18 protein-coding genes are annotated in these 22,804 nt (G+C 64.3%); 9 read left to right on the top strand and 9 right to left on the bottom strand.

The genetic code is table 11. From position 1 onward, the window contains the following. Positions 1–126 precede the first annotated feature (126 nt). Together B4I46_RS15760 and nudC are read left to right on the top strand one after the other, a co-directional pair. Complete coding sequence (locus B4I46_RS15760; RefSeq protein WP_043859926.1) at positions 127–939, top strand: crotonase/enoyl-CoA hydratase family protein; 813 nt, start codon at positions 127–129, stop codon at positions 937–939. Between the two features lie 30 nt (positions 940–969). Beyond that, positions 970–1,800 (top strand): NAD(+) diphosphatase, encoded by an 831-nt coding sequence (nudC, locus tag B4I46_RS15755; RefSeq protein WP_058541138.1) that lies wholly within the window; start codon positions 970–972, stop codon positions 1,798–1,800. Here nudC and B4I46_RS15750 read toward each other — a convergent pair. The 5 genes from B4I46_RS15750 to B4I46_RS15730 all read right to left on the bottom strand — a co-directional run bounded on the left by B4I46_RS15750 (position 1,768) and on the right by B4I46_RS15730 (position 5,839). Next, entirely contained in the window at positions 1,768–2,547 is a 780-nt protein-coding gene (locus B4I46_RS15750; protein WP_043859924.1) for a TSUP family transporter, read from the bottom strand. The genes nudC and B4I46_RS15750 overlap by 33 nt on opposite strands. 166 nt (positions 2,548–2,713) lie before the next feature. Further along, positions 2,714–3,481, bottom strand: a complete 768-nt coding sequence (locus tag B4I46_RS15745) for an SDR family oxidoreductase (protein WP_286900919.1) — start codon at positions 3,479–3,481, stop codon at positions 2,714–2,716. Positions 3,482–3,509: 28 nt separating this feature from the next. Further along, complete coding sequence (locus tag B4I46_RS15740) at positions 3,510–4,577, bottom strand: phosphotransferase family protein (protein WP_286900918.1); 1,068 nt, start codon at positions 4,575–4,577, stop codon at positions 3,510–3,512. Positions 4,578–4,755: 178 nt separating this feature from the next. Beyond that, positions 4,756–5,073 (bottom strand): SCP2 sterol-binding domain-containing protein, encoded by a 318-nt coding sequence (locus tag B4I46_RS15735; protein WP_286900916.1) that lies wholly within the window; start codon positions 5,071–5,073, stop codon positions 4,756–4,758. A gap of 55 nt (positions 5,074–5,128) precedes the next feature. Beyond that, a complete protein-coding gene (locus B4I46_RS15730; RefSeq protein WP_088515425.1) occupies positions 5,129–5,839 on the bottom strand; it encodes a histidine phosphatase family protein in 711 nt (236 codons plus the stop codon). Between the two features lie 197 nt (positions 5,840–6,036). Between B4I46_RS15730 and sohB the strand changes: the two genes are divergently transcribed. Beyond that, positions 6,037–7,053 carry a protease SohB gene (gene sohB / locus B4I46_RS15725; protein WP_054915449.1) on the top strand — a complete coding sequence of 339 codons (1,017 nt, stop codon included), beginning with the start codon at positions 6,037–6,039 and terminating at the stop codon, positions 7,051–7,053. Between the two features lie 69 nt (positions 7,054–7,122). Continuing rightward, on the top strand, positions 7,123–12,045 hold the full coding sequence (locus tag B4I46_RS15720; RefSeq protein WP_286900914.1) for an NEL-type E3 ubiquitin ligase domain-containing protein: 4,923 nt from the start codon (positions 7,123–7,125) through the stop codon (positions 12,043–12,045). Positions 12,046–12,098: 53 nt separating this feature from the next. On the opposite strand, the gene B4I46_RS15715 is transcribed toward B4I46_RS15720, so the two are convergent. Both B4I46_RS15715 and B4I46_RS15710 read right to left on the bottom strand, forming a co-directional pair. Further along, positions 12,099–12,593: a DUF934 domain-containing protein gene (locus B4I46_RS15715; RefSeq protein WP_043859917.1), complete on the bottom strand. Its 495-nt coding sequence runs from the start codon at positions 12,591–12,593 to the stop codon at positions 12,099–12,101. Further along, entirely contained in the window at positions 12,577–14,235 is a 1,659-nt protein-coding gene (locus B4I46_RS15710; RefSeq protein WP_043859916.1) for a nitrite/sulfite reductase, read from the bottom strand. The genes B4I46_RS15715 and B4I46_RS15710 overlap by 17 nt, the downstream gene beginning before the upstream one ends. A 228-nt stretch (positions 14,236–14,463) precedes the next feature. On the opposite strand from B4I46_RS15710, the gene B4I46_RS15705 reads away from it, so the two are divergent. Continuing rightward, on the top strand, positions 14,464–15,546 hold the full coding sequence (locus B4I46_RS15705; RefSeq protein WP_286900913.1) for an ABC transporter substrate-binding protein: 1,083 nt from the start codon (positions 14,464–14,466) through the stop codon (positions 15,544–15,546). 272 nt (positions 15,547–15,818) lie between these two features. On the opposite strand, the gene B4I46_RS15700 is transcribed toward B4I46_RS15705, so the two are convergent. Continuing rightward, a complete protein-coding gene (locus tag B4I46_RS15700) occupies positions 15,819–16,031 on the bottom strand; it encodes a hypothetical protein (RefSeq protein ID WP_054915446.1) in 213 nt (70 codons plus the stop codon). Positions 16,032–16,041: 10 nt separating this feature from the next. Then, entirely contained in the window at positions 16,042–17,469 is a 1,428-nt protein-coding gene (ccoN, locus tag B4I46_RS15695) for a cytochrome-c oxidase, cbb3-type subunit I (RefSeq protein ID WP_043863022.1), read from the bottom strand. Between the two features lie 451 nt (positions 17,470–17,920). Between ccoN and B4I46_RS15690 the strand changes: the two genes are divergently transcribed. From B4I46_RS15690 to rpe, 4 genes are read left to right on the top strand one after another with little or no spacing between them, the layout of a single operon-like run. Then, positions 17,921–19,537, top strand: a complete 1,617-nt coding sequence (locus B4I46_RS15690; protein WP_286900911.1) for a phosphopantetheine-binding protein — start codon at positions 17,921–17,923, stop codon at positions 19,535–19,537. 1 nt (position 19,538) lies between these two features. After that, positions 19,539–21,101: a class I adenylate-forming enzyme family protein gene (locus tag B4I46_RS15685; RefSeq protein WP_286900910.1), complete on the top strand. Its 1,563-nt coding sequence runs from the start codon at positions 19,539–19,541 to the stop codon at positions 21,099–21,101. Between the two features lie 58 nt (positions 21,102–21,159). Then, positions 21,160–22,086, top strand: a complete 927-nt coding sequence (locus B4I46_RS15680) for an alpha/beta fold hydrolase (RefSeq protein ID WP_100633845.1) — start codon at positions 21,160–21,162, stop codon at positions 22,084–22,086. Positions 22,087–22,098: 12 nt separating this feature from the next. Beyond that, positions 22,099–22,785: a ribulose-phosphate 3-epimerase gene (gene rpe / locus B4I46_RS15675; RefSeq protein WP_043863018.1), complete on the top strand. Its 687-nt coding sequence runs from the start codon at positions 22,099–22,101 to the stop codon at positions 22,783–22,785. Positions 22,786–22,804 lie beyond the last annotated feature (19 nt).

Below are 22,804 nucleotides of genomic sequence, written 5' to 3'. Positions count from 1 at the left end.
GCCGCTTCGCCGGCAAGGTCGGCTCCTGCAGTGCAGGAGCAACAGCCCAGCCTTTGGCACAAGCGCCGCCTACGGTCTGCGATATAGTCCAGCCACCCCATCCCGCGTCAGCCCAAGGAGTGCCACGTGACCGACTACACCGCGTTCAAGGTCGAACTGTCGAACAGCATCGCCCACGTCCAGATCAACCGCCCGGAAAAGATCAACGCCATGAATGCCGCGTTCTGGAGCGAGATCGTCGAGATCTTCCAGTGGATCGACGAGACCGACGCGGTGCGCGTGGTGGTGATCAGCGGCGCCGGCAAGCATTTTTCTTCCGGCATCGACCTGATGCTGCTGGCCTCGGTGGCCAACGAAATGGGCAAGGACGTAGGCCGCAACGCGCGCCTGCTGCGGCGCAAGATCCTGCAGATGCAGGCCTCGTTCAACGCCGTGGATACCTGCCGCAAGCCGGTGCTGGCAGCCATCCAGGGCTACTGCCTGGGCGGCGCGATCGACCTGATCGCCGCCTGCGACATGCGCTACGCGGCTGCCGATGCGCAGTTCTCGATCAAGGAAATCGACATGGGCATGGCCGCCGACGTCGGCACCCTGCAGCGCCTGCCACGCATCATCGGCGACGGCATGCTGCGCGAGCTGGCCTACACCGGGCGCACTGTCGGCGCCGACGAGGCGCGCCAGATCGGCCTGGTCAACCGCACCTTCGACGATCAGGCCAGCCTGCTGGACGGGGTCTTTGCGATTGCCGCCGAGATCGCGGGCAAATCCCCGATTGCCGTGGCCGGCACCAAGGAGATGCTCAGCTACATGCGTGATCACCGCATCGACGACGGGCTGGAATACATTGCCACCTGGAACGCTGCCATGTTGCAATCCACCGACCTGCGGGTGGCGATGGCCGCCAGCATGAGCAAACAGAAACCGCAGTTCGACGACTGAGCCCGGTCGCGAACCCTCAAGGAACGCAACATGTCAGCGCGCTGGACCACTGCAGTACTGGACCCCAACACCCCCGGCGGCCTGGCCGTCGCCCACTGTGCCGAGGGCTTTCTGGTGGACGCCAACGGCGCGCTGTTCCCGCGGGACTGGCTCAGGCGCCAGGACCTGGACGTGGTGTGCGAGCACGGCATCGGCCACTTCGACGGCCAGCCGGTGTTTCTGCTCGAACTGCGCTCGGCACAGGCGCCGCAGGGCTGCAGCTGGCGCGGCCTGCGCCAGTTCATGCTGGAAGGCGATTCCGATACCTACACCCTCCTCGGTTATGCCGCGCAGATCGCCACCTGGGCCCGCGAGCACCGCTTTTGCGGCAGTTGCGGGCAGGCGATGGTGCAGATCCAGTGGGAGCGCGCGATGTACTGCGCCGGCTGCGAGCTGCGCAGCTACCCGCGCATTTCGCCGAGCATGATCGTGCTGATCACCCGTGGCGACGAGATACTGCTGGCGCGCTCGCCACGCTTCGTGACCGGCGTGTACAGCACCCTGGCCGGGTTTGCCGAGCCGGGCGAGTCGGCCGAGGACTGCCTGGTGCGCGAGGTGCGTGAAGAGGTGGCGCTGGAGGTGAAGAACCTCCAGTACGTGGGCAGCCAGTGCTGGCCGTTCCCGCATTCGATGATGCTGGGCTTTCATGCCGAATACGCCGGCGGCGAGATCGTGATGCAGGCCGACGAGATCGAGGATGCCCAGTGGTTCAGCGTGCATGCGCTGCCGCCGTTGCCGGCGGGCCGCTCGATTGCGCGTTACCTGATCGACCTGTACGTGGCGCGCCGCCTAGGCCTGGCCGAACCAGTGCTGCCACGCTAGGCGCACGGTCAGGGCCAGCACCACGGTGATGAACACCGGGCGGATGAACTTGCTGCCGCCGCTGATGGCGGTGCGTGCGCCGAAGAACGCGCCGACCATCAGCGACGAGCCCATGGCCAGGCCCACCGCCCAGTCTACCTGGCCGGAGAAGATGAACACCGACAGTGCTGCGGCGTTGCTCACGAAGTTCATGCTGCGCGCCACGCCGCTGGCCTTGACCAGGTCGATGGGGTACAGCAGCAGGGTGCTGACGGTCCAGAACGCGCCGGTGCCCGGGCCGGCCACACCGTCATAGAAACCCAGGGTCAAGCCCTGGGGCAGTTGCCACTTCTTCTTGATCGGCGCATCGGCGTCCAGCGGCGCCTTGGGCGTGCCGCCGAACAGCAGGTAAACGCCGCAGGCAAACACCACCACCGGGAGCATCTTGTTCAGCCATTCGGCCGGCAGGTAGTGGGCAACGATGGCGCCGATGAAGGCCCCTACCAGGGTACCGACCAGGGCGTGTCGCCACTGTGCGGGGTGGAACAGCTTGCGCCGGTAGTAGGTGAAGCCGGCGGTGGCCGAGCCGAAGGTGGAGCTGAGCTTGTTGGTGCCCAGCACCAGGTGCGGCGGCATGCCGGCGGTGAGCAGGGCGGGGGTGGTGAGCAGGCCGCCGCCGCCGGCGATGGCGTCGATGAACCCGGCCACGAAGGCCACGGCGGCAAGAATGGCTAGGGTGGTGAGATCTACGCTGAGTTCGAAGGGCATGGTGTTGGGCTTATTCGACTGGGGCGCAGAACGGTAAAGCTGCGCCTGAGGGGCGCTATGGTAAAGGAGATGGTGCGTGCCTGTCAGGGCCCTATCGCGGGTCAAGCCCGCTCCCACAGAAATAGCGGTGATCCTTGTGGGAGTGGGCTTGACCCGCTATGCGGTATCAGGACAGGAACCCCCCATCCACATTCAACGCCGTACCGGTGGTGTAGCTGGACGCATCGCTGGCCAGGTACAGCACCGCGCCCGCCATCTCCCTCGGATCGGCCACGCGCTTGAGCGGGATCTGCTGCAGCGCCGTGTTCAGGATCGCTTCGTTCTTGACCAGCGCCGAGGCGAACCTGGTGTCGGTCAGCCCCGGCAGCAGCGCATTGCAGCGGATGCCAAAGGGGGCGCATTCCTTGGCGAATACCTTGGTCATGTTGATCACCGCCGCCTTGGTCACCGAGTAGATCCCCTGGAACACCCCCGGCGATACGCCATTGATCGACGCCACGTTGATGATGCTGCCGCCGCCGTTTTCGCGCATCAGCTTGCCGGCCTCGACCGACATGAAGAAATAGCCGCGGATGTTCACGTCGACGGTCTTCTGGAAGGCGCTCAGGTCGGTGTCCAGCACGTTGCAGAACTGCGGGTTGGTGGCGGCGTTGTTGACCAGGATGTCCAGGCGCCCGAACTGCTCGCGAATGCCGGCGAACACCGCGCCGATCTGTTCCATCTCGCCAATGTGGCAGGCCACCGCCGTGGCCTTGCCGCCGGCGGCGATGATCGCGTCGGCCACGTGCTGGCAGCCGTCGAGCTTGCGGCTGGACACGATCACGTGGGCACCCTGCTGGGCCAGCAGGTGGGCAATCGCCTCGCCGATGCCGCGGCTGGCGCCGGACACGAAGGCGATCTTGCCGTCGAGGTCGAACAACTGGGTCTTGGACATGGGGCGGGTTCCTTGTAGTTGTAGGGCGTCAGAGCGTGGATTTGCCGATGACCTGCAGGCTCATGTGCTCCAGCAGCTTGTTCATGTGCACGAACTGGGCGAAGCGCTTGTCCTGGGTCTGGCCATGGAAGAAGCGGTAGTAGATCTGCTGCACGATGCCGGCCAGGCGGAACAGGCCGTAGGTGTAGTAGAAGTCGAAGTTGTCGATCTGCAGCCCGGCACGTTCGGCGTAGTAGTCGACGAACTGGCGCCGGGTGAGCATGCCCGGTGCGTTGCTCGGCTGGCGACGCATCAGCTGCACGGGCGCAGGGTCGCCGGCTTCGATCCAGTAGGCCAGGGTATTGCCCAGGTCCATCAGCGGGTCGCCGAGGGTGGTCATTTCCCAGTCCAGCACGCCGATGATGCGCATGGGGTTGTCGGCGTCGAGGATCACGTTGTCGAAGCGGTAGTCGTTGTGCACGATGGCGGGGCGTGGGTGGTCGGCCGGCATCTTCTCGCGCAGCCAGGCGATCACCGCTTCCCAGCGCGGTGCATCCGGGGTCAGGGCCTTTTCATAACGTGCGCTCCAGCCTTCGATCTGGCGCTGCACATAGCCTTCGGGCTTGCCCAGGTCGGCCAGGCCGCAGGCGGTGTAGTCCACCTGGTGCAGCTCGACCAGGCGGTCGATGAAGCTCTTGCACAGGGCTTCGGTGCGCTGGTTGTCCAGGCCCAGTTCGGGGGGCAGGTCCGAGCGCAGGATGATGCCCTTGACCCGGTCCATCACGTAGAACTCGCCGCCGATCAGCGATTCGTCGGTGCAGTGCACGTAGGCCTTGGGGCAATAGGGGAAGCCGCTGTTGAGCTGGTTGAGGATGCGAAACTCGCGGCCCATGTCGTGGGCCGACTTGGCCTTTTGCCCGAACGGCGGGCGGCGCAGCACGAACTCGCGGTCCGGGTAGCTGAGCAGGTAGGTGAGGTTGGACGCGCCACCGGGGAACTGGCTGATCACCGGCGTGCCGCTCAGGCCCGGAATGCTGGCCTTGAGATAAGGGTCGATGAGGGCGGCATCGAGTTCTTCGCCGGGGCGAACCTGGGTCGACTGGTCGGTGAGCGTCATGCTTTTCCTTTATTCTGAAAGTCGCTGATTATTGTTTAATCTAATTCTCGTGGATAAACCGAACAAGTGTTTGACTGTGTTATAGGCCAGCGTGTTGCACCACGATCACCACCCCTGATGCCGGGCGAAAAAAAACCGAAGCACAAGGCTTCGGTTCTGGGTGGCATCAGCGCAAGGCTCAGGCCGGGAACAGCTCGCTGAGTTTCATCGACAGCATCATGTCGCCTTCGACGCGCAGCTTGCCGCCCATGAAGGCCTGCATGCCGTCGGTTTCGCCGCTGACGATGCCCTTGAGGGTTTCGCTGTCCAGCACCAGGGTGCAGTTGGCGTCAGGGTTTTCGCCTTCCTGCAGATCGCAGGTGCCGTCCTTGACGATCAGCGAGAAGTGCTTGTCTTCGTCGGTGATGTTGAAGCCGAACACCAGGTCCAGGCCGGCAGCGGCGGCAGGGTTGAACTTCTCTTTCATGGCTTGAACGGCTTTAGCTACGTCGGTCATGGTGTATTCCTTATTAAGTGATGTAAGCGACCCTGGGGCCGCAACAGGCCGGTGCTCATCGGTAGGTGATGAGCGCCGGCACCCTCAGCAACTGCACGTGGGCCTGGTTGTTGAAGGAAGCCAGCGCCACCTCGCGGCCACGAAACTTCAGCTGGCTGAGCGAGGTGTTGATGATCTGCCAGTTCAGCGCGAACGCCTGGCTGGGGGTGATGCCGGTGATCAGGTGGAGCAGGGCGGTGATGGTGCCGCCGGAGGTGAAGATGGCAATGTTGTCGCCTTGCCCGGCCTCGCGCAGCAGGCGTTGCAGGCCGTCGTGCACCTGCTCGACGAAGCCCTGCCAGCTTTGCAGGCCGTCGACATCGTGCTCGCCGCCGTGCCAGCGCTGCACCAGCAGGGCGAACAGGCGCTGGAACTCGCTGCGGTTGTCGCGGGCATTGCGCAGGATGTGCAGCGCCTCGGGCTCGTCCGGCAGCAGGCCGGGCAGCAGCGCGCGGATGACGGCGTCGGCGTCGAATTCGTTGAAGGCAGGGTCGGTTTCCAGGCTGGGTACCGCGCTGCCGGCAGCCTGCAGGCGGGCCAGGGCCAGGCGTGCGGTGTGCTGCTGGCGGCGCAGGTCGCCGGCCACGCAGCGATCCAGGCGCAGGCCCAGCTGGGCGAGGTGATCGCCCAGTGCTTCGCTCTGGGCAATGCCGGTCGGCGACAACACGTCGTAGTCGTCGGCACCAAAGGAGGCCTGGCCATGTCGAATGAGGTAGATGCTGCCCACGTCGTATGCCTGGAGTGAAGGTTCTGGCGAGGGTAGGTGGCCGATGGCGGCCTGTCAACGAAAAAACATACAAGCGTTTGAAAAGGTCGTTTGAACTGCGTTTCGGGGCGTTGCCCACGCTGGTGGAGGCGTGGCCGCGCCGGTATGCTTGGGCCACGTTTGGCGCCGTACGGGCGCAGACATGTTAAGGAGCTACTGTGGATTTTCTTGCTGAATACGCCAGCTTTCTGGCCAAGACCGCGACCCTGGTGATCGCGCTCCTGGTGGTGTTGTCGGCCATTGCCGGGTTGCGCGGCAAGGGCCGGCGCAAGGCCGGGGGGCAGTTGCACGTGACTCGCCTCAACGATTTCTACAAGGACCTGCGCGAGCGCCTGGAGTCGGGTCTGCTCGACAAGGCCCAGCTCAAGGCCCTGCGCAAGCAGCAGGCCAAGCGCGACAAGCAGCAGAAGAAAAAGCCCGAGGACAAGCCGCGGGTGTTCGTGCTGGATTTCGACGGCGACATCAAGGCCTCGGCCACCGAGAGCCTGCGCAATGAAATCACCGCGCTGCTGACCCTCGCCACGCCCAAGGACGAAGTGGTACTGCGCCTTGAAAGCGGTGGCGGCATGGTGCACAGCTACGGCCTGGCCTCCTCGCAGCTGGCGCGTATCCGCCAGGCCGGCGTGCCGCTGACGGTGTGCATCGACAAGGTGGCGGCCAGCGGCGGCTACATGATGGCCTGCATCGGTGACAGGATCGTCAGTGCGCCCTTCGCCATTCTGGGCTCGATCGGGGTGGTGGCGCAGTTGCCCAACGTCAACCGCCTGCTGAAAAAGCACGATGTAGACTTCGAGGTGTTCACGGCGGGTGAGTACAAGCGCACCGTGACCGTGTTTGGCGAAAACACCGAGAAGGGCCGCGAGAAGTTCCAGGAAGACCTGGACGTGACCCATCAGCTGTTCAAGGATTTCGTCTCGCGTTACCGCCCGCAGTTGCACATCGATGAGGTGGCCACCGGCGAGGTCTGGCTGGGTGTGGCGGCATTGAACAAGCAACTGGTGGACGAGCTGCGCACCAGTGACGAATACCTGAGCGAACGCGCTCGCGATTCGAACCTGTATCACCTGCATTTTGCCGAACGCAAGAGCCTGCAGGAGCGCGTTGGCCTGGCTGCCAGCGCCTCCATCGAAAACACCCTGGTGGGTTTGTGGAGCCGCCTGGGCCGCTGGCGCTGAGCAATATGTAGCACTTCACCTGCGTCATGATGGGGTCTGCTTGGGGTTCAATCTACCCCGAGGACCATCATGACCACTCCCACCGATTCCACCGACACCTATGTCACCCCGGGGCCGCATGGCCCCTTCATCCATCAGCGCATGCCTGACTGGCTCAAGCACTCCACCCCTGCAAGTTTCGCGGCCCTGAGCCGGCCCTGGGGCGCCGAACAGCACCAGGGCGCAGGGGATGCGCCGGCGCCCTGGTTCAGCAATGCCCGCGAGGACCAGCGCCAGGCACTGCTCGCCTGCCAGCAGCGCGCCCGCGCCTGCGCCGACGCGTTGGCGCGTACCCTGCGCCCCCTCAAAGGCATCGTCGAGTTCGCCGAGCCGCTGCTCAAGGCCAGGCTCAAGCGCGACTTGCAGCGCGACGACGACGTCAACACCCACGAATTCGTGCACGTTACCCACGACACCGAACTGCTGGGCGCGCTGGTGCGCGTGGTGCCCAGGCGCCAGAGCCTGCTGCAGGCGGCGCTGCAGAACTTTGCCCGGGATGCCGAATTCGACGACGGTACGGCCCTGGCGGCCAAGGGCGCATTTTCCATGACGCTGGTACCTGGCAGCGAGCATGCGCCGCGCTATCGCTACGTTTACAGCAGCAAGCTGGCGGTGGCCCCGCGCGACTTTGCCCGTGTGTGCCATGAGCTGGACCTGGGCAAGCAGTACCAGGATCACCTGGCTGCGGTGTACGAGGCGCCGGCCACCCATGATCGGGTTCGCCGGCAGTCCATCGAGGCCTACAAGGCGCGCCTGCGCGTGCGCACCTGGATTGCGGCGATGAAGGGCGAGATTGGCGAGGCTGCCCGCAGCGCCTTGCTCGGCTGGCTCGATGGCACCGGTGCCGCCCAGTACAACGGCAAGCCCCTGGTGTTCAGCACCCTGGAAATGTTCGGCATTGGCTTGTCCGGTATCTGGGTGGCCAGTGCCGACCGCCTGCTCAGCGAGCAGACCGAGCCTGTGCTGGTGTATGTGCCTGGCGCGCCCCTGTACCCGCTCAAGGAATACCCGAGCATCGAGGCGTTCAAGCGCGACCTGCGCATCAACCTGATTTCGCCTGCCTATCAGCAGTCCATGCGCGGTTGTGTGGCCCGGGCCGATGAAGAGCGCTTCTTCGGGCTGCTGGAAAGCAATCTGTTTCACCTGGTCGATGGCCAGCACGGGCTGCTGGAGCGCCAGCCCAACCTGGAGGCTGACCTGTACCTGCGTGAACACCGGGTGGAAGAAGACCTGTTCGAGTTGCAGCATCGACGCCTGATCGAGAAGGCCAAGGCTGATGCGCGGCACCTGGCCGTGCCCAGTGCCGACGCGGACGAAGCGGCCCGCGAGGCGCGCCTGGCGTACTGGGAAAGCATCGGTCTGAACGTGCTCAACAGCGCCGCCTTCTTCGTACCCGGGCTGGGGGAGGTGATGGCGGTGGTGGCGGCCGGCCAGTTGATCGGGGAGGTGGTCGAGGGCATCGAGGACTGGGAGGTGGGTGATCGCGAGCTGGCCATGGCGCACCTGCAGTCGGTGGCACTGAACATTGCATTCGCCGTGGGCCTGGGGCTTGCCCTCAAGCCGTTGGCCGTCGGGCCGGGCAGCGAGTTGCTGGAAGGCACGATCCAGATCAGGCTGGCCAACGGGCAGTACCGGCTGTGGAAGCCGCAGCTGGAGCCCTATGCTGCGGATGTCGATCTGTCGGGGGTCGTGCCGGACCTTCAGGGGCGCTACAGCGTGGGCGACAAGACCTACATCCGTGTGCAGGGCCGCGCCTACGAGGTGATCGGCACCAAAGCGGGCCAGTACCAGGTCCGCCATCCTCGCGATGACGCCTATCAGCCGCCGGTGGTGCACAACGGCGCCGGGGCCTGGCGCCTCGAGGCCGAAGACCCGCAGCAGTGGGAGGGCCTGACGTTGTGGCGGCGCCTGGGCCATCTGGTGGACGGCATGGGTGACGAGGACCTGCTGAACATGGCCGCCATCACCGGCATCGACGAGGCACGCCTGCGCCGCCTGCACAGCAACAACGAGCCTTTGCCGGCGTTGCTCGGCGACAGCCTGGTGCGCTGGCAGATGAGCCGCAGGGTGACGGATGTGATTGCGGCCATGCGCGACGGGCAACCACTGGCCACCGAGCTCGATGCCTTGCCCCTGGCCTTGCTCACACGCATGCCGGGTTGGCCGGCCGGCGTGCTGGTGCGGGTGATGGAGGACGGGCAACTGGTCAAGGAGTACGGTACGCCGCTGAGCGCCGACAACCGGACCCTGTCGATCACGCGCCAGGAACTGGTCGACGGACGCTTCCTGACAACGCTGCTGCAGGGCTTGACCGAACAGGAAGAGAAGGCCCTGTTCGGCCCCTACCTGGCCAGGACCGAGGCTGGTCGCCTGACGCAATTGCGTGAAGCCTATGCCCGTTACGCCAGCGTCAACCGCAGCCAGGTGTTCGACAGCCTCTACCGCGCCGACCCGGTGCAGGAGGTGGCGGGCATGGCGGTGGTACGCAAGCAGTTTGCCGGGCTGGCGTGGCGGCAGGCCAGAGAGCTGGTCGAGAGTGCCAGCGTCAGCGAGCGAGCGCAGCTCACCGCCAACCCGCCGCGGGTGCCGTTGCGCCTGGCCGAACAGGCCCGCTGGCTGGCGGAGCAGGCGCGCGTGGTGCGTGCCCGTGAGGGCCTCTACCTGGGCTACACCGATCGCCTGGACTGCCTGAAGGTTGCCATGGACCAGTTGCAGGCCTTGCCGGGTTGGTCTGGCGATGTGCTGTTGCAGGTACGTGAGGGCAGCCCGTGGGGCGATGAGCTCAAGGCGGTCGGGAGCAGCACGGCCACCGGCACCAAGCGTATTCTCGCGCGGCTGGACGAAGGCTATCAGGCCTATGACAGCGAGCATAACGCGCTGGGCGGGGTGGAGCCGTTGTGCGCCGCCATGCTGCATGCGCTGCCCGACAGCGAGCGCGTGCTGCTGGGCCTGAACATCAACCAGGCCGACGCGTTGCGCCTGATGTTGGCCGAGAATGCCGCCAAGGATACGGCTGCGGTGCGTAGCAGCATCGGCGTGCGTCCGCGCACGCGCTGGTTCAAGCCGCCAATGCGCATGCTCGATGGCCAGATCGGTTATCCGCTCAGTGGCCGGCGCCCGTTCGGCAGGCCGCAGACGCCGATGCAGCGGGCCCGGGCGCTGTACCCCGACCTGGCGGTGGACGAGGTGCAGGCCTTTTTGCAGGAGCTAGGTGAGGGGCTCAGTGAGGAGGAGCTGCTGGTCAAGCTTGAGGGGCGTCGCCAGGAACTGTTCAAGCTGATCGATGAGCTGACCGCCTGGCGCAACGATCAGTCCGTGAGTTTCGCCACCCGTCGCCACCGGGAGGTGGCGGCCGATCGCATCGAGCGTTGCTGGCGGCGCCAGACCAGCCCGGTGGTAACCTTTGAAGGGCGAACCGTCGGCTACACCCTCAACCTGTCGGAGACGCGCCTTGACGGTCTGCCGATTCTGAGTGCCGATTTCAGCCATGTGGCGTCGCTGTTCATGCGCGACATGCAGTTGAGTGAGTTGCCCGAGGCCTTTATCGAGCAGTTTGCCAATACGCGCTGGCTCAACCTTTCCAACAACCTGTTCAGCACCCTGCCTGCCGCGCTGGAAGCCATACCGCGCATCACCCGGCTGACGTTCAGCTACAACAGCCTGGTCATGGATGCTGCTGCCAATGCGGTGCTGGCCAAACTGGTTCGCCTGAGAATCCTCAACCTGGACCACAACCCGTTGATAACCGCGCCCGATGTTTCGACCCTGGCCGACCTGCGCGGGCTCAGGCTGCAGCACACGGGCATCAGTACCTGGCCGACCGGCCTGATGGACCTTGACATGCTCGAAGAGGTCGACCTGCGCGCCAACAACATTCAGGTGGTGCCGCAGGACGTGCTGGCGCCCTCAGCCGAGCGTGTCGATCGGGTGTTGAGGATCAATCGGGTCACCAGCCTGCACGGCAACCCGATCGATGCCGACAGCCAGGTCAGGCTGACGGTCTATCGTCAGCGCACGCGTATCAGCTTTGGCGTTACGCCGAACCTGCGCGTCCATTTTGCGCCCGAGCCGATGGCTGCCGGTGCCACGGCCTGGCTTGCCGGTGCAGATGCGGTGCAGGCGGCCGAACTGCAGGCGATGTGGGATGCGCTCAAGGCCGAACCGGGCACCGGCGAACTGTTCCGGCTGTTCGATGACCTGGGGGAGACGTCCGATTTTCGCGAGACCTACGACGACCTCAAGCAGCGGGTGTGGACGCTGATCAAGGCAGTGAGCGCCAACACGGCGCTGCGCGAGGAGGTACTGCAGACCCTGGACAGCGTGCGCAATTGTGGCGATGCGGTGATCCTGGTGTTCAGCCAGCTTGAGGTGCAGGTGCTGATCAACCAGGCCCTGGCGCTGGGTACCCAGCTGGGTGCCGAGTGGTCACTGATGAAGCTGGCGCGCGGGCTGTATCGTCTGGAGCAGGTCGAGCTGATTGCCCGGCGGGTCATCGATGCACGTGTGCGTGCTGGCACGGTGGTGGACGAGGTCGAAGTGCGGCTGGCTTACCGTACCGCGCTGACCGAGCCGCTCGAACTGCCGGGGCAGCCCAACACCATGCGCTACCGAGCCACTGCCCAGGTCAGCGATGCCGATATCAAGGCTGCGCAGAAGGAGATCGAAGAGGGCGAGACGCCGGCAGTGCTCAAGGCTTCGATTGCCCAGCGCGACTTCTGGGTCAGTTACCTGAAGGTGCAGTATGCCGAGCGCTACCAGCGCATCGCCAAGCCGCTGCACGCCCGCATGGAGGCCTTGCAGGCAGATGCAGATGCAGGGCACATCACCGAAGCGGCGTACCTGCGCCAGAGCCACGTACTGCAAGCCAACCTGGCCAAGGAGGAGAAAAAGTTGCTGGAGACGCTGACGGCAGAAATCTGGAACAGCGTGCCTGACCAGGTCACCCGGTTGTAAATTCGACGCCACAAAAAAAGGCCCCGCAAGGGGCCTTTTTCATGGGGCGGTGTTCAGCGTCGACGGAACAGCGGCTGCGGCTCGTCGGTGGCGGCCTGGTAGGTCACCGAGAAGTCCTGCAGGCTCTGCAGCGCTTCGACCGGGTCCTTGTCGGCCCGCAGGGCGAAGGCGTCGAAACCGCAACGCTTCATGTAGAACAGCTGGTCGCGCAGCACGTCGCCGATGGCACGCAGCTCGCCGGTGAACTTGTAGCGGTCACGCAGCAGGCGCGCATTGGAGTAGTTGCGCCCGTCGGTGAAGGCCGGGAAGTTCAACGCGATGACCTGGAAGCTGGCCACGTCATCGCCGATTTCCTCGGCTTCCTCGTCGGCATCCAGCCACACGCCCAGGCCGCCGTCGCGGGCCTTGAGGGCATGGGCGTGCTCGCGCCACAGGTGCAGCGGCACGATATAGTCGTCGCAGTTGGTCAGTTCGTCCAGGGTGACGTCCTTGGGCAGCAGGTGCCAGGTTTCGTCGACGATCTGGTTGCCCTTAATGATTCGCTGCATAGACGCGCTCCTTGAAAGGGTCGATGCCAATACGTTGGTAGGTGTCGATGAAGCGCTCGTCTTCAGTACGTTTCTCGACGTACACATCGATCAGCTTCTCGATCACGTCCGGCATGTCGTCCTGGGCGAACGAGGGGCCGAGGATCTTGCCCAGGCTGGCGTCGCGGCTGGCGCTGCCACCCAGGGACACCTGGTAGAACTCCTCGCCCTTCTTGTCCACCCCGAGAATGCCGATATGGCCGACGTGGTGGTGGCCGCAGGCGTTCATGCAGCCGGAGATGTTCAGGTCCAGTTCGCCAATGTCGAACAGGTAGTCCAGGTCGTCGAAGCGGCGCTGGATGGATTCGGCGATCGGGATCGACTTGGCGTTGGCCAGCGAGCAGAAGTCGCCACCCGGGCAGCAGATGATGTCGGTCAGCAGGCCGATGTTCGGCGTGGCGAAGCCGTTTTCACGCAGCTCCAGCCACAGCGCGTGCAGCTGGCGCTGCTCGACGTCGGCCAGGATGATGTTCTGCTCGTGGGAGGTGCGCAACTGACCGAAGCTGTAGCGTTCGGCAAGGTCGGCCACCGCGTCCAGCTGTTTGTCGGTCAGGTCGCCCGGCGCCACGCCGGTCGGCTTGAGCGACAGGGTAACGGCCACATAGCCCGGCTTCTTGTGCGCCAGGGTATTGCGCGTGCGCCAGCGGGCGAAGCCGGGGTGCTGCTGGTCGAGCTCGGCCAGCTGGCTGTCGAGGTTGTCCAGCGCCAGGTAGTCGGGGTCGACGAAGTGCTTGGCCACGCGATGCACTTCGGCATCGGTCAGGGTGGTGCTGCCGCCGCGCAGGTGCTCCATTTCGGCGTCGACCTTCTGGGCGAACACCTCCGGCGTGAGGGCCTTGACCAGGATCTTGATGCGCGCCTTGTACTTGTTGTCACGGCGACCGTAACGGTTGTACACGCGCAGGATCGCGTCCAGGTAGCTGAGCAGGTCCTGCCAGGGCAGAAATTCGTTGATGAAGGCGCCCACCACCGGGGTACGGCCCAGGCCGCCGCCGACCAGCACGCGAAAGCCCAGTTCGCCGGCCGCGTTGTGCACCGGCTCCAGGCCGATGTCGTGCACTTCGATGGCCGCACGGTCGCTGGCCGAGCCATTGATGGCGATCTTGAACTTGCGCGGCAGGTACGCGAACTCGGGGTGGAAGGTGGTCCACTGACGCACGATTTCACACCATGGGCGCGGGTCGATCACTTCGTCGGCGGCAACGCCGGCGAACTGGTCGGTGGTGACGTTGCGCAGGCAGTTGCCGCTGGTCTGGATCGCGTGCATCTGCACCGTGGCCAGCTCGGCGAGGATCTCGGGGATGTCCTCCAGGGCAGGCCAGTTGTACTGCACGTTCTGCCGGGTACTGATGTGCGCGTAGCCCTTGTCGTAGTCGCGAGCGATTTTGGCCAGCATCCGGGTCTGGCGCGACGTCAGCTGGCCGTAGGGCACGGCTACCCGCAACATCGGGGCAAAACGTTGAATATAGAGGCCATTTTGCAGGCGCAGGGGGCGGAACTCTTCTTCGCTCAGCTCACCGGCCAGGTAGCGTCGGGTCTGGTCTCGGAACTGCTTGACGCGGTCCTCGATGATCCGCTGATCGTACTCGTCGTATACGTACATAGGGGTCCTGTTCTCAGGCTGCTTGCAGCTAATCGCGCGCACGGCCGCGCACTCCGGGGCGGAGCCGAGGCAAGATAGCAGTTTGCGTTTATGCGCAAAAGTGATGTTTTTGCATATGAAAAGAACTATATGGACTAAGTGAGACTGGCTAGCGTTTGGCTGTCACCTGAGCGTTGCCCGTGCCGTCGCGGTTATACTCGGCGCTTTGCGTTGCAGGAGCGTACTCGAATGCTCAAGGCCTTGTGCCTGTCGGTGTGGCTGGGCCTGTCGCTGGTGAGTGGCGCCCAGGCGGCCTCGGTGGTGTTTCTCAATCCGGGCAATGCCGACGAGACCTTCTGGGTCAGTTACTCGCGTTTCATGCAAGGCGCCGCGCAGAACCTGGGCATGTCCTTGCGTGTCGAGTACAGCGGGCGTGATCGCCAGCGTGTGTTGCATCAGGCGCGACAGGCGCTCCAGGGGCCGCAGCGGCCGGACTACCTGGTGCTGGTCAACGAGCAGTACGTGGCGCCGGAGATCATCCGCCTGTCGCGCGGCAGCGGGGTCAGGCTGTTTCTGGTCAACAACGGCCTGACGGTCGACCAGGCGCGGCAGGTGCACGAGTATCCGGACCGTTATCCGCCGGTCCTCGGCACCCTGACCGGCAACGACGAGGAGGCCGGCTACCGCATGCTCAAGACGCTGGTCGAGCAGTTGCCGCCCGCTGCCCTAGAGCAGGGCGTGGACCTGCTGGCGTTCTCGGGGTTGAAGCACACCCCGGCGGCGCAGTTGCGTGAGCAGGGCATGCACCGGGCGTTGGCCGAGTTGCCCGGCGTGCACCTGCGCCAGCTGGTGTATGGGGAATGGAGTCGCCAGCGCGCCTATGAACAGGCGCAGTTGCTGGGTGCGCGTTATCCGCGTACGCAGCTGGTGTGGTCGGCCAATGACGAGATGGCGTTTGGCGCGATGCAGGCATTCGAGGAGGCCGGGCGGGTGCCGGGCCGGGATGTGCTGTTCAGTGCGGTGAACAGTTCGCCGCAGGCCCTGCAGGCGCGAATCGAGGGTCGATTGAGCGTGTTGATGGGCGGGCACTTTTCTCTGGGCGGGTGGGCCATGGTGCTGCTGCACGATGATGCGCAGGGCGTGCCGATCGGTCAGTTGCTCGCCCGGCCGCGGCCGGTGCCGGTGCTTCAGCTGATCGATGCGGTCAAGGCGCGGCGCTGGCTCTCGCTTGAACAGCAGGGCGACTATGGGCTGGATTTCAAGGGGTTCAGCGCCGTTGGCAAGGCGCCAGGGTATCGATACCCGTTCCTGAAGGACGCGATGGACTACTAACCGACGAGCTGTACAAAAACCCTGCTTGAGCAAAGGGCATTGCTGGACTTAACTGCATCAGGTGCAGTGCATTCCCATAACCACAACAAGAGGCAATGCAATGGGAAATCCAAGCAAGGCAAGCAAGCCGGACAGCAGTGTCGATGCGTGGGCGATACTCTGCCTGATTGTACTGGTGGTCGTGACGGCGGTTTACTGGGTCAGTCATCAATAGGCCAAGCCGCAAGAGCGAATCAACCCGCTCTTGCGGACATGCCGGTGCAGCACCCCCCTCAAGCCTTCAGCAAGGCCTCCGGTGCCTCGGCAGGCACCGGTCGCCCGATGGCCTGCTCGACCCGGCGCGCCACCACCGGGTCATCGGCAAAGGGTATGAGGCTTGCCTGGTCATCCACCTGGTCGCTATGGCGCCTCAGGCAGGCGCTGGTGATCAGGTAGAAGAACACCAGTCCGGTCACGCAATACAACCCATATGCCCAGCCGTTCATTCGCTGCCCCTTACGCCATCTGCGCGTTGTCCAGTGCCAGTTTCGGGTCTGCCACGCGTACCGTGCGCCAGGTGTTCCAGGCCATCAGCAGCATCCCGCTCAGGAAGCACACGCCACCGACGAAGCGCACGATGAAGCCCGGGTGGCTGGCCACCAGAGCCTCCACGAACGAGTAGGTGAGGGTGCCGTCGTCGTTGATGGCGCGCCACATCAGGCCCTGGGTGATGCCGTTGACCCACATCGAGGCGATGTACAGCACGGTACCGATGGTGGCCAGCCAGAAGTGCAGGTTGATCAGCCCGATGCTGTACATCTTCTCGCGGCCGAACACCTTGGGAATCATGTGGTACAGCGCGCCGAAGGTGATCATCGCCACCCAGCCCAGCGCACCCGCATGCACGTGGCCGATGGTCCAGTCGGTGTAGTGCGACAGGGCGTTGACGGTCTTGATCGCCATCATCGGCCCTTCGAAGGTCGACATGCCGTAGAACGCCAGCGACAGCACCAGGAAACGCAGGATCGGGTCGCTGCGCAGCTTATGCCAGGCGCCCGAGAGGGTCATCATGCCGTTGATCATGCCGCCCCAGCTCGGGGCCAGCAGGATGATCGACATCGCCATGCCCAGCGACTGCGCCCAGTCGGGCAGGGCGGTGTAGTGCAGGTGGTGGGGGCCTGCCCAGATGTACAGGGTGATCAGCGCCCAGAAGTGCACGATCGACAGGCGGTAGGAATACACCGGCTTGCCGACCTGCTTGGGCACGAAGTAGTACATCATCCCCAGGAAGCCGGTGGTCAGGAAGAAGCCCACCGCGTTGTGGCCGTACCACCACTGCACCATCGCATCGGTGGCCCCCGCGTACACCGGGTAGGACTTGAACCAGCTGACCGGAATCGACAGGTGGTTGACCACGTGCAGCATCGCGATGACCACGATGAAGGCCCCGAAGAACCAGTTGCCGACATAGATGTGCGTGCCCTTGCGGCGCAGCAGGGTGCCGAAGAACACCACGCCATAGGCCACCCACACGATCGCCATCCACACCGCTCCGGTGAATTCGATCTCGGCGTATTCCTTGGTGGTGGTAAGGCCCAGGGGCAGGCTCAGCAGCATGATCACGATGGTCGCCTGCCAGCCCCAGAAGGTGAAGGCGGTCAGCCAGTCGCTGTAGAGGCGTACCTGGCAGGTGCGCTGCACCGCGTAGTAGCTGGCGGCAAATTGCGCGCTGCCGGCGAAACCGAAGATCACTAGGCTGGTGTGCAGGGGGCGCAGGCGGCCGAAGGTGGTCCAGGGCAGGTCCAGGTTGAGCTCCGGCCAGACCAGTTGCGAGGCGATCCATACGCCCATGGCCATGCCGACGATGCCCCACACCACCGTCATGACCACGAACTGCCGGACCACCTTGTAGTTGTAGGCCTGTGCCTGTTGATGAGTACTCATGGCTGTTTATCCGCGTTTCCTTCCTAGCCCACCCCCCGACGGGACGAGCACAGGCGCTGACTCTAGAAAGCCTGCCGCAGACAAAACAGACTCAGAAACAGGCCTTATATACGGATCAGATAAAAGCCCTGTATTCATTGGGCAAAAGCGCTACTGATCTGTAACAGGTGCGACATTTGAACGCTGTTATGCGGCCTAAATCGCAGTCAACGGGGTGACCATCGGCCGCAGCCAGGGTTCATTGGAATTATCTTGACATCACCGCGAAACGCAGTAGAGAATTTCACAAACTTTGCGCGCAAAGTTTTGCAGGCAGGGGCTTTCTGTCGTTGTTGCAGGCGTTGCGCGATCCGATACGACACTTAACGCGCCAGGGCTAACGGGACGACGCAGGTGCGCATCCCGCGCACGCATTCGGCACCGGAAAATATAATAACGAAGGGAGCAACAGATGAAGCTTTCCAAAGAATTGGTCCTCCAGGCAAAGGCGACATTCGGTACGCCTACCTACCTGTATGACGAGGCGGTGCTGCGCAGCAGTTTCAATGAACTGCGCGACGCCTTGCCCGACTGCGTGGATATCTTCTACGCGCTCAAGGTCAATCCGAATCTGTCGCTGGTGAAGCTGATCCGTTCGTACGGCGGCAACACCGAGGTCTGTTCGCTGGGCGAGCTGGAAATCGCCCTGAAGGCGGGCGTTGCACCCCAGGACATCATTTTCCTGGGCCCCTACAAGAAGCCCGAGGAACACCGCCGGGCGCTGGAAGTGGGGGTGTTCGCCATCGTCGTCGAATCCGAAACCGAACTGCGCGCGCTCTCTGCCCTGGCCGGCTCGCTGGGCTGTACCGCACCGGTGGCCATTCGCATCAATCCCAATTTCTCGGCCTCGGGCTCGCCCTGGAAGATGGGCGGGCGCCCGACCCATTTCGGTATCGAGGAAGACACCGCAGTGGCCAATTTCGGCCAGTACCTGGCGCTGCCCAATCTGCATATCAAGGGCATTCACGTCTACAACGGCACCAAGATCCTCGACGCCCAGTCGGTGTATGACAATGCCAGCTACATCCTCGACCTGTACCGCAACCTCACCCTTCGCTACGACCTGGACCTGAGCATGGTCGACGTCGGCGGCGGCCTGGGCATCAAGTACTACGAGAACGAAAAGGAACTCGACACCCGTCAGCTCAAGCAGCTGCTGGCGCCGCTGTTCGACAGTTTCCATCGCCAGTTCCCGCGTACCCGCATCATCGTCGAGTCCGGCCGTTTCGTGGCCGGCAAATGCGGCGCGCTGCTGGTCACCGTCGACAACATCAAGCACAACCACGGCAAGACCTTCGCCGTGACCGACGGCGGCACCAACTGCCACGGTGCCGCGGCGGGCAGCGGCCAGGTGCTCAAGCGCAACTTCCGCATCGTGCACGCCACCGGCAGCAATGGCGCGCCGCTGCGCGAGTACCATATCTCCGGCCCGCTGTGCAGCCCCGACGACCTGCTGGGGCGTGACGTGCGCATCGAGACCCTGAGCGAAGGCGACCTGCTGGCGGTGACGGCCTCCGGTGCCTATGGCCCCACGGCCTCGCCCACCCTGTTCCACAGCCATGGTCACCCGGCCGAGGTGATCGTCAGTCACGGCCGCCTGTTCCTGGCCAGGGCCCGTCAGACCGCACTGGAGATCCGCGACAGCCACGCCGACGTGGCGCTGGACGACATGCTCGCCGCCCCGGCCAGCGCACCTGTCGCCAGCAGCGCACCGGGCGTGACGGCCAGCGGCGCCACGCAGACGCAACTGATCGAGATCCTGCGGGTGGTGCTCAAGCTGCCAGCCAGTACCGAGGTGCGTGCCGACTCGCACCTGCGTGACCACCTGGGGCTCGACTCGCTCACCTCGATGGAGCTGCTGGTCAGCCTGGAGGACGAGATCGAAGGCTTCTTCGTCAACCCCGACACCATTGCCCCCGGGCACTTCAATACCGTGACGACGCTGGCGCAGTACATCGACGCCAACCGCCAGAACGCCCCCGAAACCGCCTCGCAAGGCCAGCCAGAGGTACAGTATGAGGCGGTCTAGCGTGCTCCTGCAGCAGGTACTGGAGGCCAGCAACGGCCTGTACCCGCGCAAGGCGGCAGTCATCTATGCCGATGAAACCTACACCTATGCCGACCTCGACGATTCCAGTTCGCGGCTGGCCTCGGGCTTGCAGGCCTGTGGCCTGCAGCGTCAGGAACGGGTGGTGCTGTGCCTGGGCAACCGGGTAGAAACCATCTGTGCCTTCTGGGGTGTGCTCAAGGCCGGTGGCGTGGTGGTCAATGTCGGCCTGGAGACTCACGCCGAGGGCCTTGACTACATCGTGCGGGACGCCGAGGCCTCGGTGCTGATCACCACCTCGGAGAAGTTCGCCAGCCTGTCGGTGGACACCCCGAGCCTGCCGTACCTGCGCACCATCGTGCTGCTGGACGGCGAGGCCGACTCGGCGCTGACACGCACCTTCGAGGGTGTGCTGATGCAGGGCAACGGAGCTCCGGTGCCTTGCGGCACGCTTGACCTGGACCTGGCCGCGATCATCTATACCTCCGGGTCCACCGGCGAGCCCAAGGGCGTGATGCTGACCCATCGCAACATGCTCGCGGCGCTGTCGTCGCTGCACACCTACTTGGGCTACAACGACAGCGACCACGTGCTCTGCTCGTTGCCGCTGTCGTTCGACTATGGCCTGTACCAGATGATCATGGCGCTGAGCGCGGGCGCCACCCTGGTACTGGAAAAGGAATTCACCTGGCCGATCTTCCTGATCAAGAAGATCCGCCAGTACCAGATCACGGTCATCCCGTTCGTGCCCACCATGCTCATGCTGCTGCATGAGTACGCGAGCAAGCGCAACGCCAGTTTCGAGCACGTGCGCATGGTCACCAATACCGGCGCGGCGCTCAAGCCGACGCACATTGCGCAGATGAAGGCGCTGTTTCCGCAGGCGCAGATCTTCTCCATGTACGGCCTGACCGAGTGCAAGCGCTGCACCTACCTGCCGCCAGAGGACATCGACAGCAAGCCGGGCAGCGTCGGCATCGCCATTCCCAACACCGAGTTGTGGCTGATCGACGAGCACGGCCAGCGCATCGACCAGGCCCACCAGGTGGGCCAGTTGGTGATTCGCGGCGCCACGGTCATGGCCGGCTACTGGCGCAACCCGCAGGCCACGGCGAAAAAGCTCAAGCCCGGCCCCTATCCCGGGGAGAGCGTGCTGCATACCGGCGACTACTGCCACCTGGACGAAGACGGCTACCTGTATTTCGAAGGCCGGATGGATCACGTGATCAAGTCCCGCGGCATGAAGGTCAGCCCGGCGGAAGTGGAAGACTTCTTCTATGCCATGGCAGGCATCGACGCGGCAGCGGTGGTCGGTGTCGAGGATGCTGCGGCCGGCGAAGGGCTGTGGGCTTTCGTGACCTTGAGCCAGGGCGTCACGCTCAGCGCCGAGCAGTTGCTCGAACGCTGCCGCGCCGGGCTCGAGCCGCACAAGGTGCCACTGGCAATCAGTATCGAGCTCACCTTGCCGCGCACCGCCAACGGCAAGTTCGACCTCAAGCAGTTGCAACACACGGCACGCTCGGCGCAGCTGGCGGCCGCCGGCTGACAGGCGCTGCGGGTGTTGCCCGTTACCTCGAAACAGTGCTTACGCAGGGAGTATCTACATGCGTCTTGGCAATAAAGGCAGGGACCAGACCCTGGACGTCAACGGGCAGACGTTTGCCCTGCGGGTCTGGGGCGAGGAGGGGGCTCATCCGGTATTGGCCGTGCATGGCTGGCTGGACAACGCCGCCTCGTTCGAACAGGTGGCGCCGTACCTGAAGGATTGCTTCGTGGTGGCACCGGACCTCGCCGGGCACGGACGCTCGGACCATCGGCGTGCCGACAGTGGCTACTATCTGTGGGAACATGCCGACGACATGAATACCCTGGTCGAGTGCATGGGCTGGAAGCGCTTTTCGGTGATCGGCCATTCCATGGGCAGCGGCATCGCGTCGATCCTGGGGGCGATGAACAAGTCCATCGACAGCATGATCTTCCTCGATGGCATGGGCGCTCCGTTCACCATCGCCGAAGAAGACACCGTGGAGCACCTGAAGAAGGCCCATCGCCTGATGCGCCTGGCCCTGCGCACCCGCCTGCATGGCTTCTCGGCCCCCGACAGCGTGCAGTTCAGCAGCGTCGAGGCGGCGGTCAACGAGCGGCGCAACAGTATCGACGGCCTGCTCTCGCCGGCCTCGGCACGCCTGCTGGCCATGCGCGACCTGCTCAGCGTGGGGGATGGCTACCGCTGGCGTCACGACCCGCGGCTGGTGCTGCCCGAACCGATGCAGCTGACCGAGCGTCAGGCCTGCGACTTCCTGCGTCAGATCAGTTGCCCGCTGCATGTGATGCTCGGGCGCCAGGGCCTGTTTGCCGGCCCGGAATTCGACAAGCGCAAAAAAGCGTTGCCCTGGGCCAGCCGTGTGCACTGGCATGATGGCGGGCACCATTTTCATCTCGAAGCGGCAAGTGACAGCCTGATCGCACAGATCAACACCGCCCTTGCGCAAAACGAGCAGGGCCCGATGCGACGAATAGCCAATGAGTAACGGAGTAGGCGTGTGAAAGAGTTCTGGATTGCCCCGTCGATGCTGGCGGCCGATTTTGCCCGGTTGGGCGAGGAAGCCGAGCGGGTTCTGGCTGCCGGTGCCGACGTCATCCACATCGACGTGATGGACAACCACTACGTACCCAACCTGACCATGGGGCCGCAGTTCTGCAAGGCCCTGCGCAGCTACGGCATCACCGCGCCGCTGGATGTGCACCTGATGGTCACCCCCGTGGACCCGATGATCCAGGCATTTGCCGAGGCGGGTGCCGACTACATCTCGATTCACCCCGAGGCCACCGTTCACCTGGACCGCTCCCTGCAACTGATCAAGGATCTGGGGTGCAAGGCGGGCCTGGCCTTCAATCCGGCCACAGGGCTGGAGGAATGCAAGTATGTGTTCGACAAGCTCGACCTGTTGTTGCTGATGTCGGTCAACCCCGGCTTCGGCGGGCAGTCGTTCATCCCGGCGGTCTTGCCCAAGATCGAAGCAGCGCGCAAGCTGATCGATGCCAGTGGCCGTGACATCCGCCTGGAAGTGGATGGCGGGGTCAACCTTCACACCATCGGCCAGGTCGCTGCGGCCGGTGCCGACATGTTCGTGGCCGGTACGGCGATCTTTTCCCAGCCCGATTACCGCGCCACGCTCCACGCCTTGCGCAGCACGATTGCCGATGCCGCCCCGCGGCGCCAGTCATGAGCTGTGCAGTGAATTTCGC

The sequence above is a fragment of the Pseudomonas sp. UBA7500 genome (assembly GCF_002478435.1).
GTDB lineage: Bacteria > Pseudomonadota > Gammaproteobacteria > Pseudomonadales > Pseudomonadaceae > Aquipseudomonas > Aquipseudomonas palmensis.
Note: the sequence above shows the minus strand (reverse complement) of the source record. Positions and strands in the feature narration are given on the sequence as shown.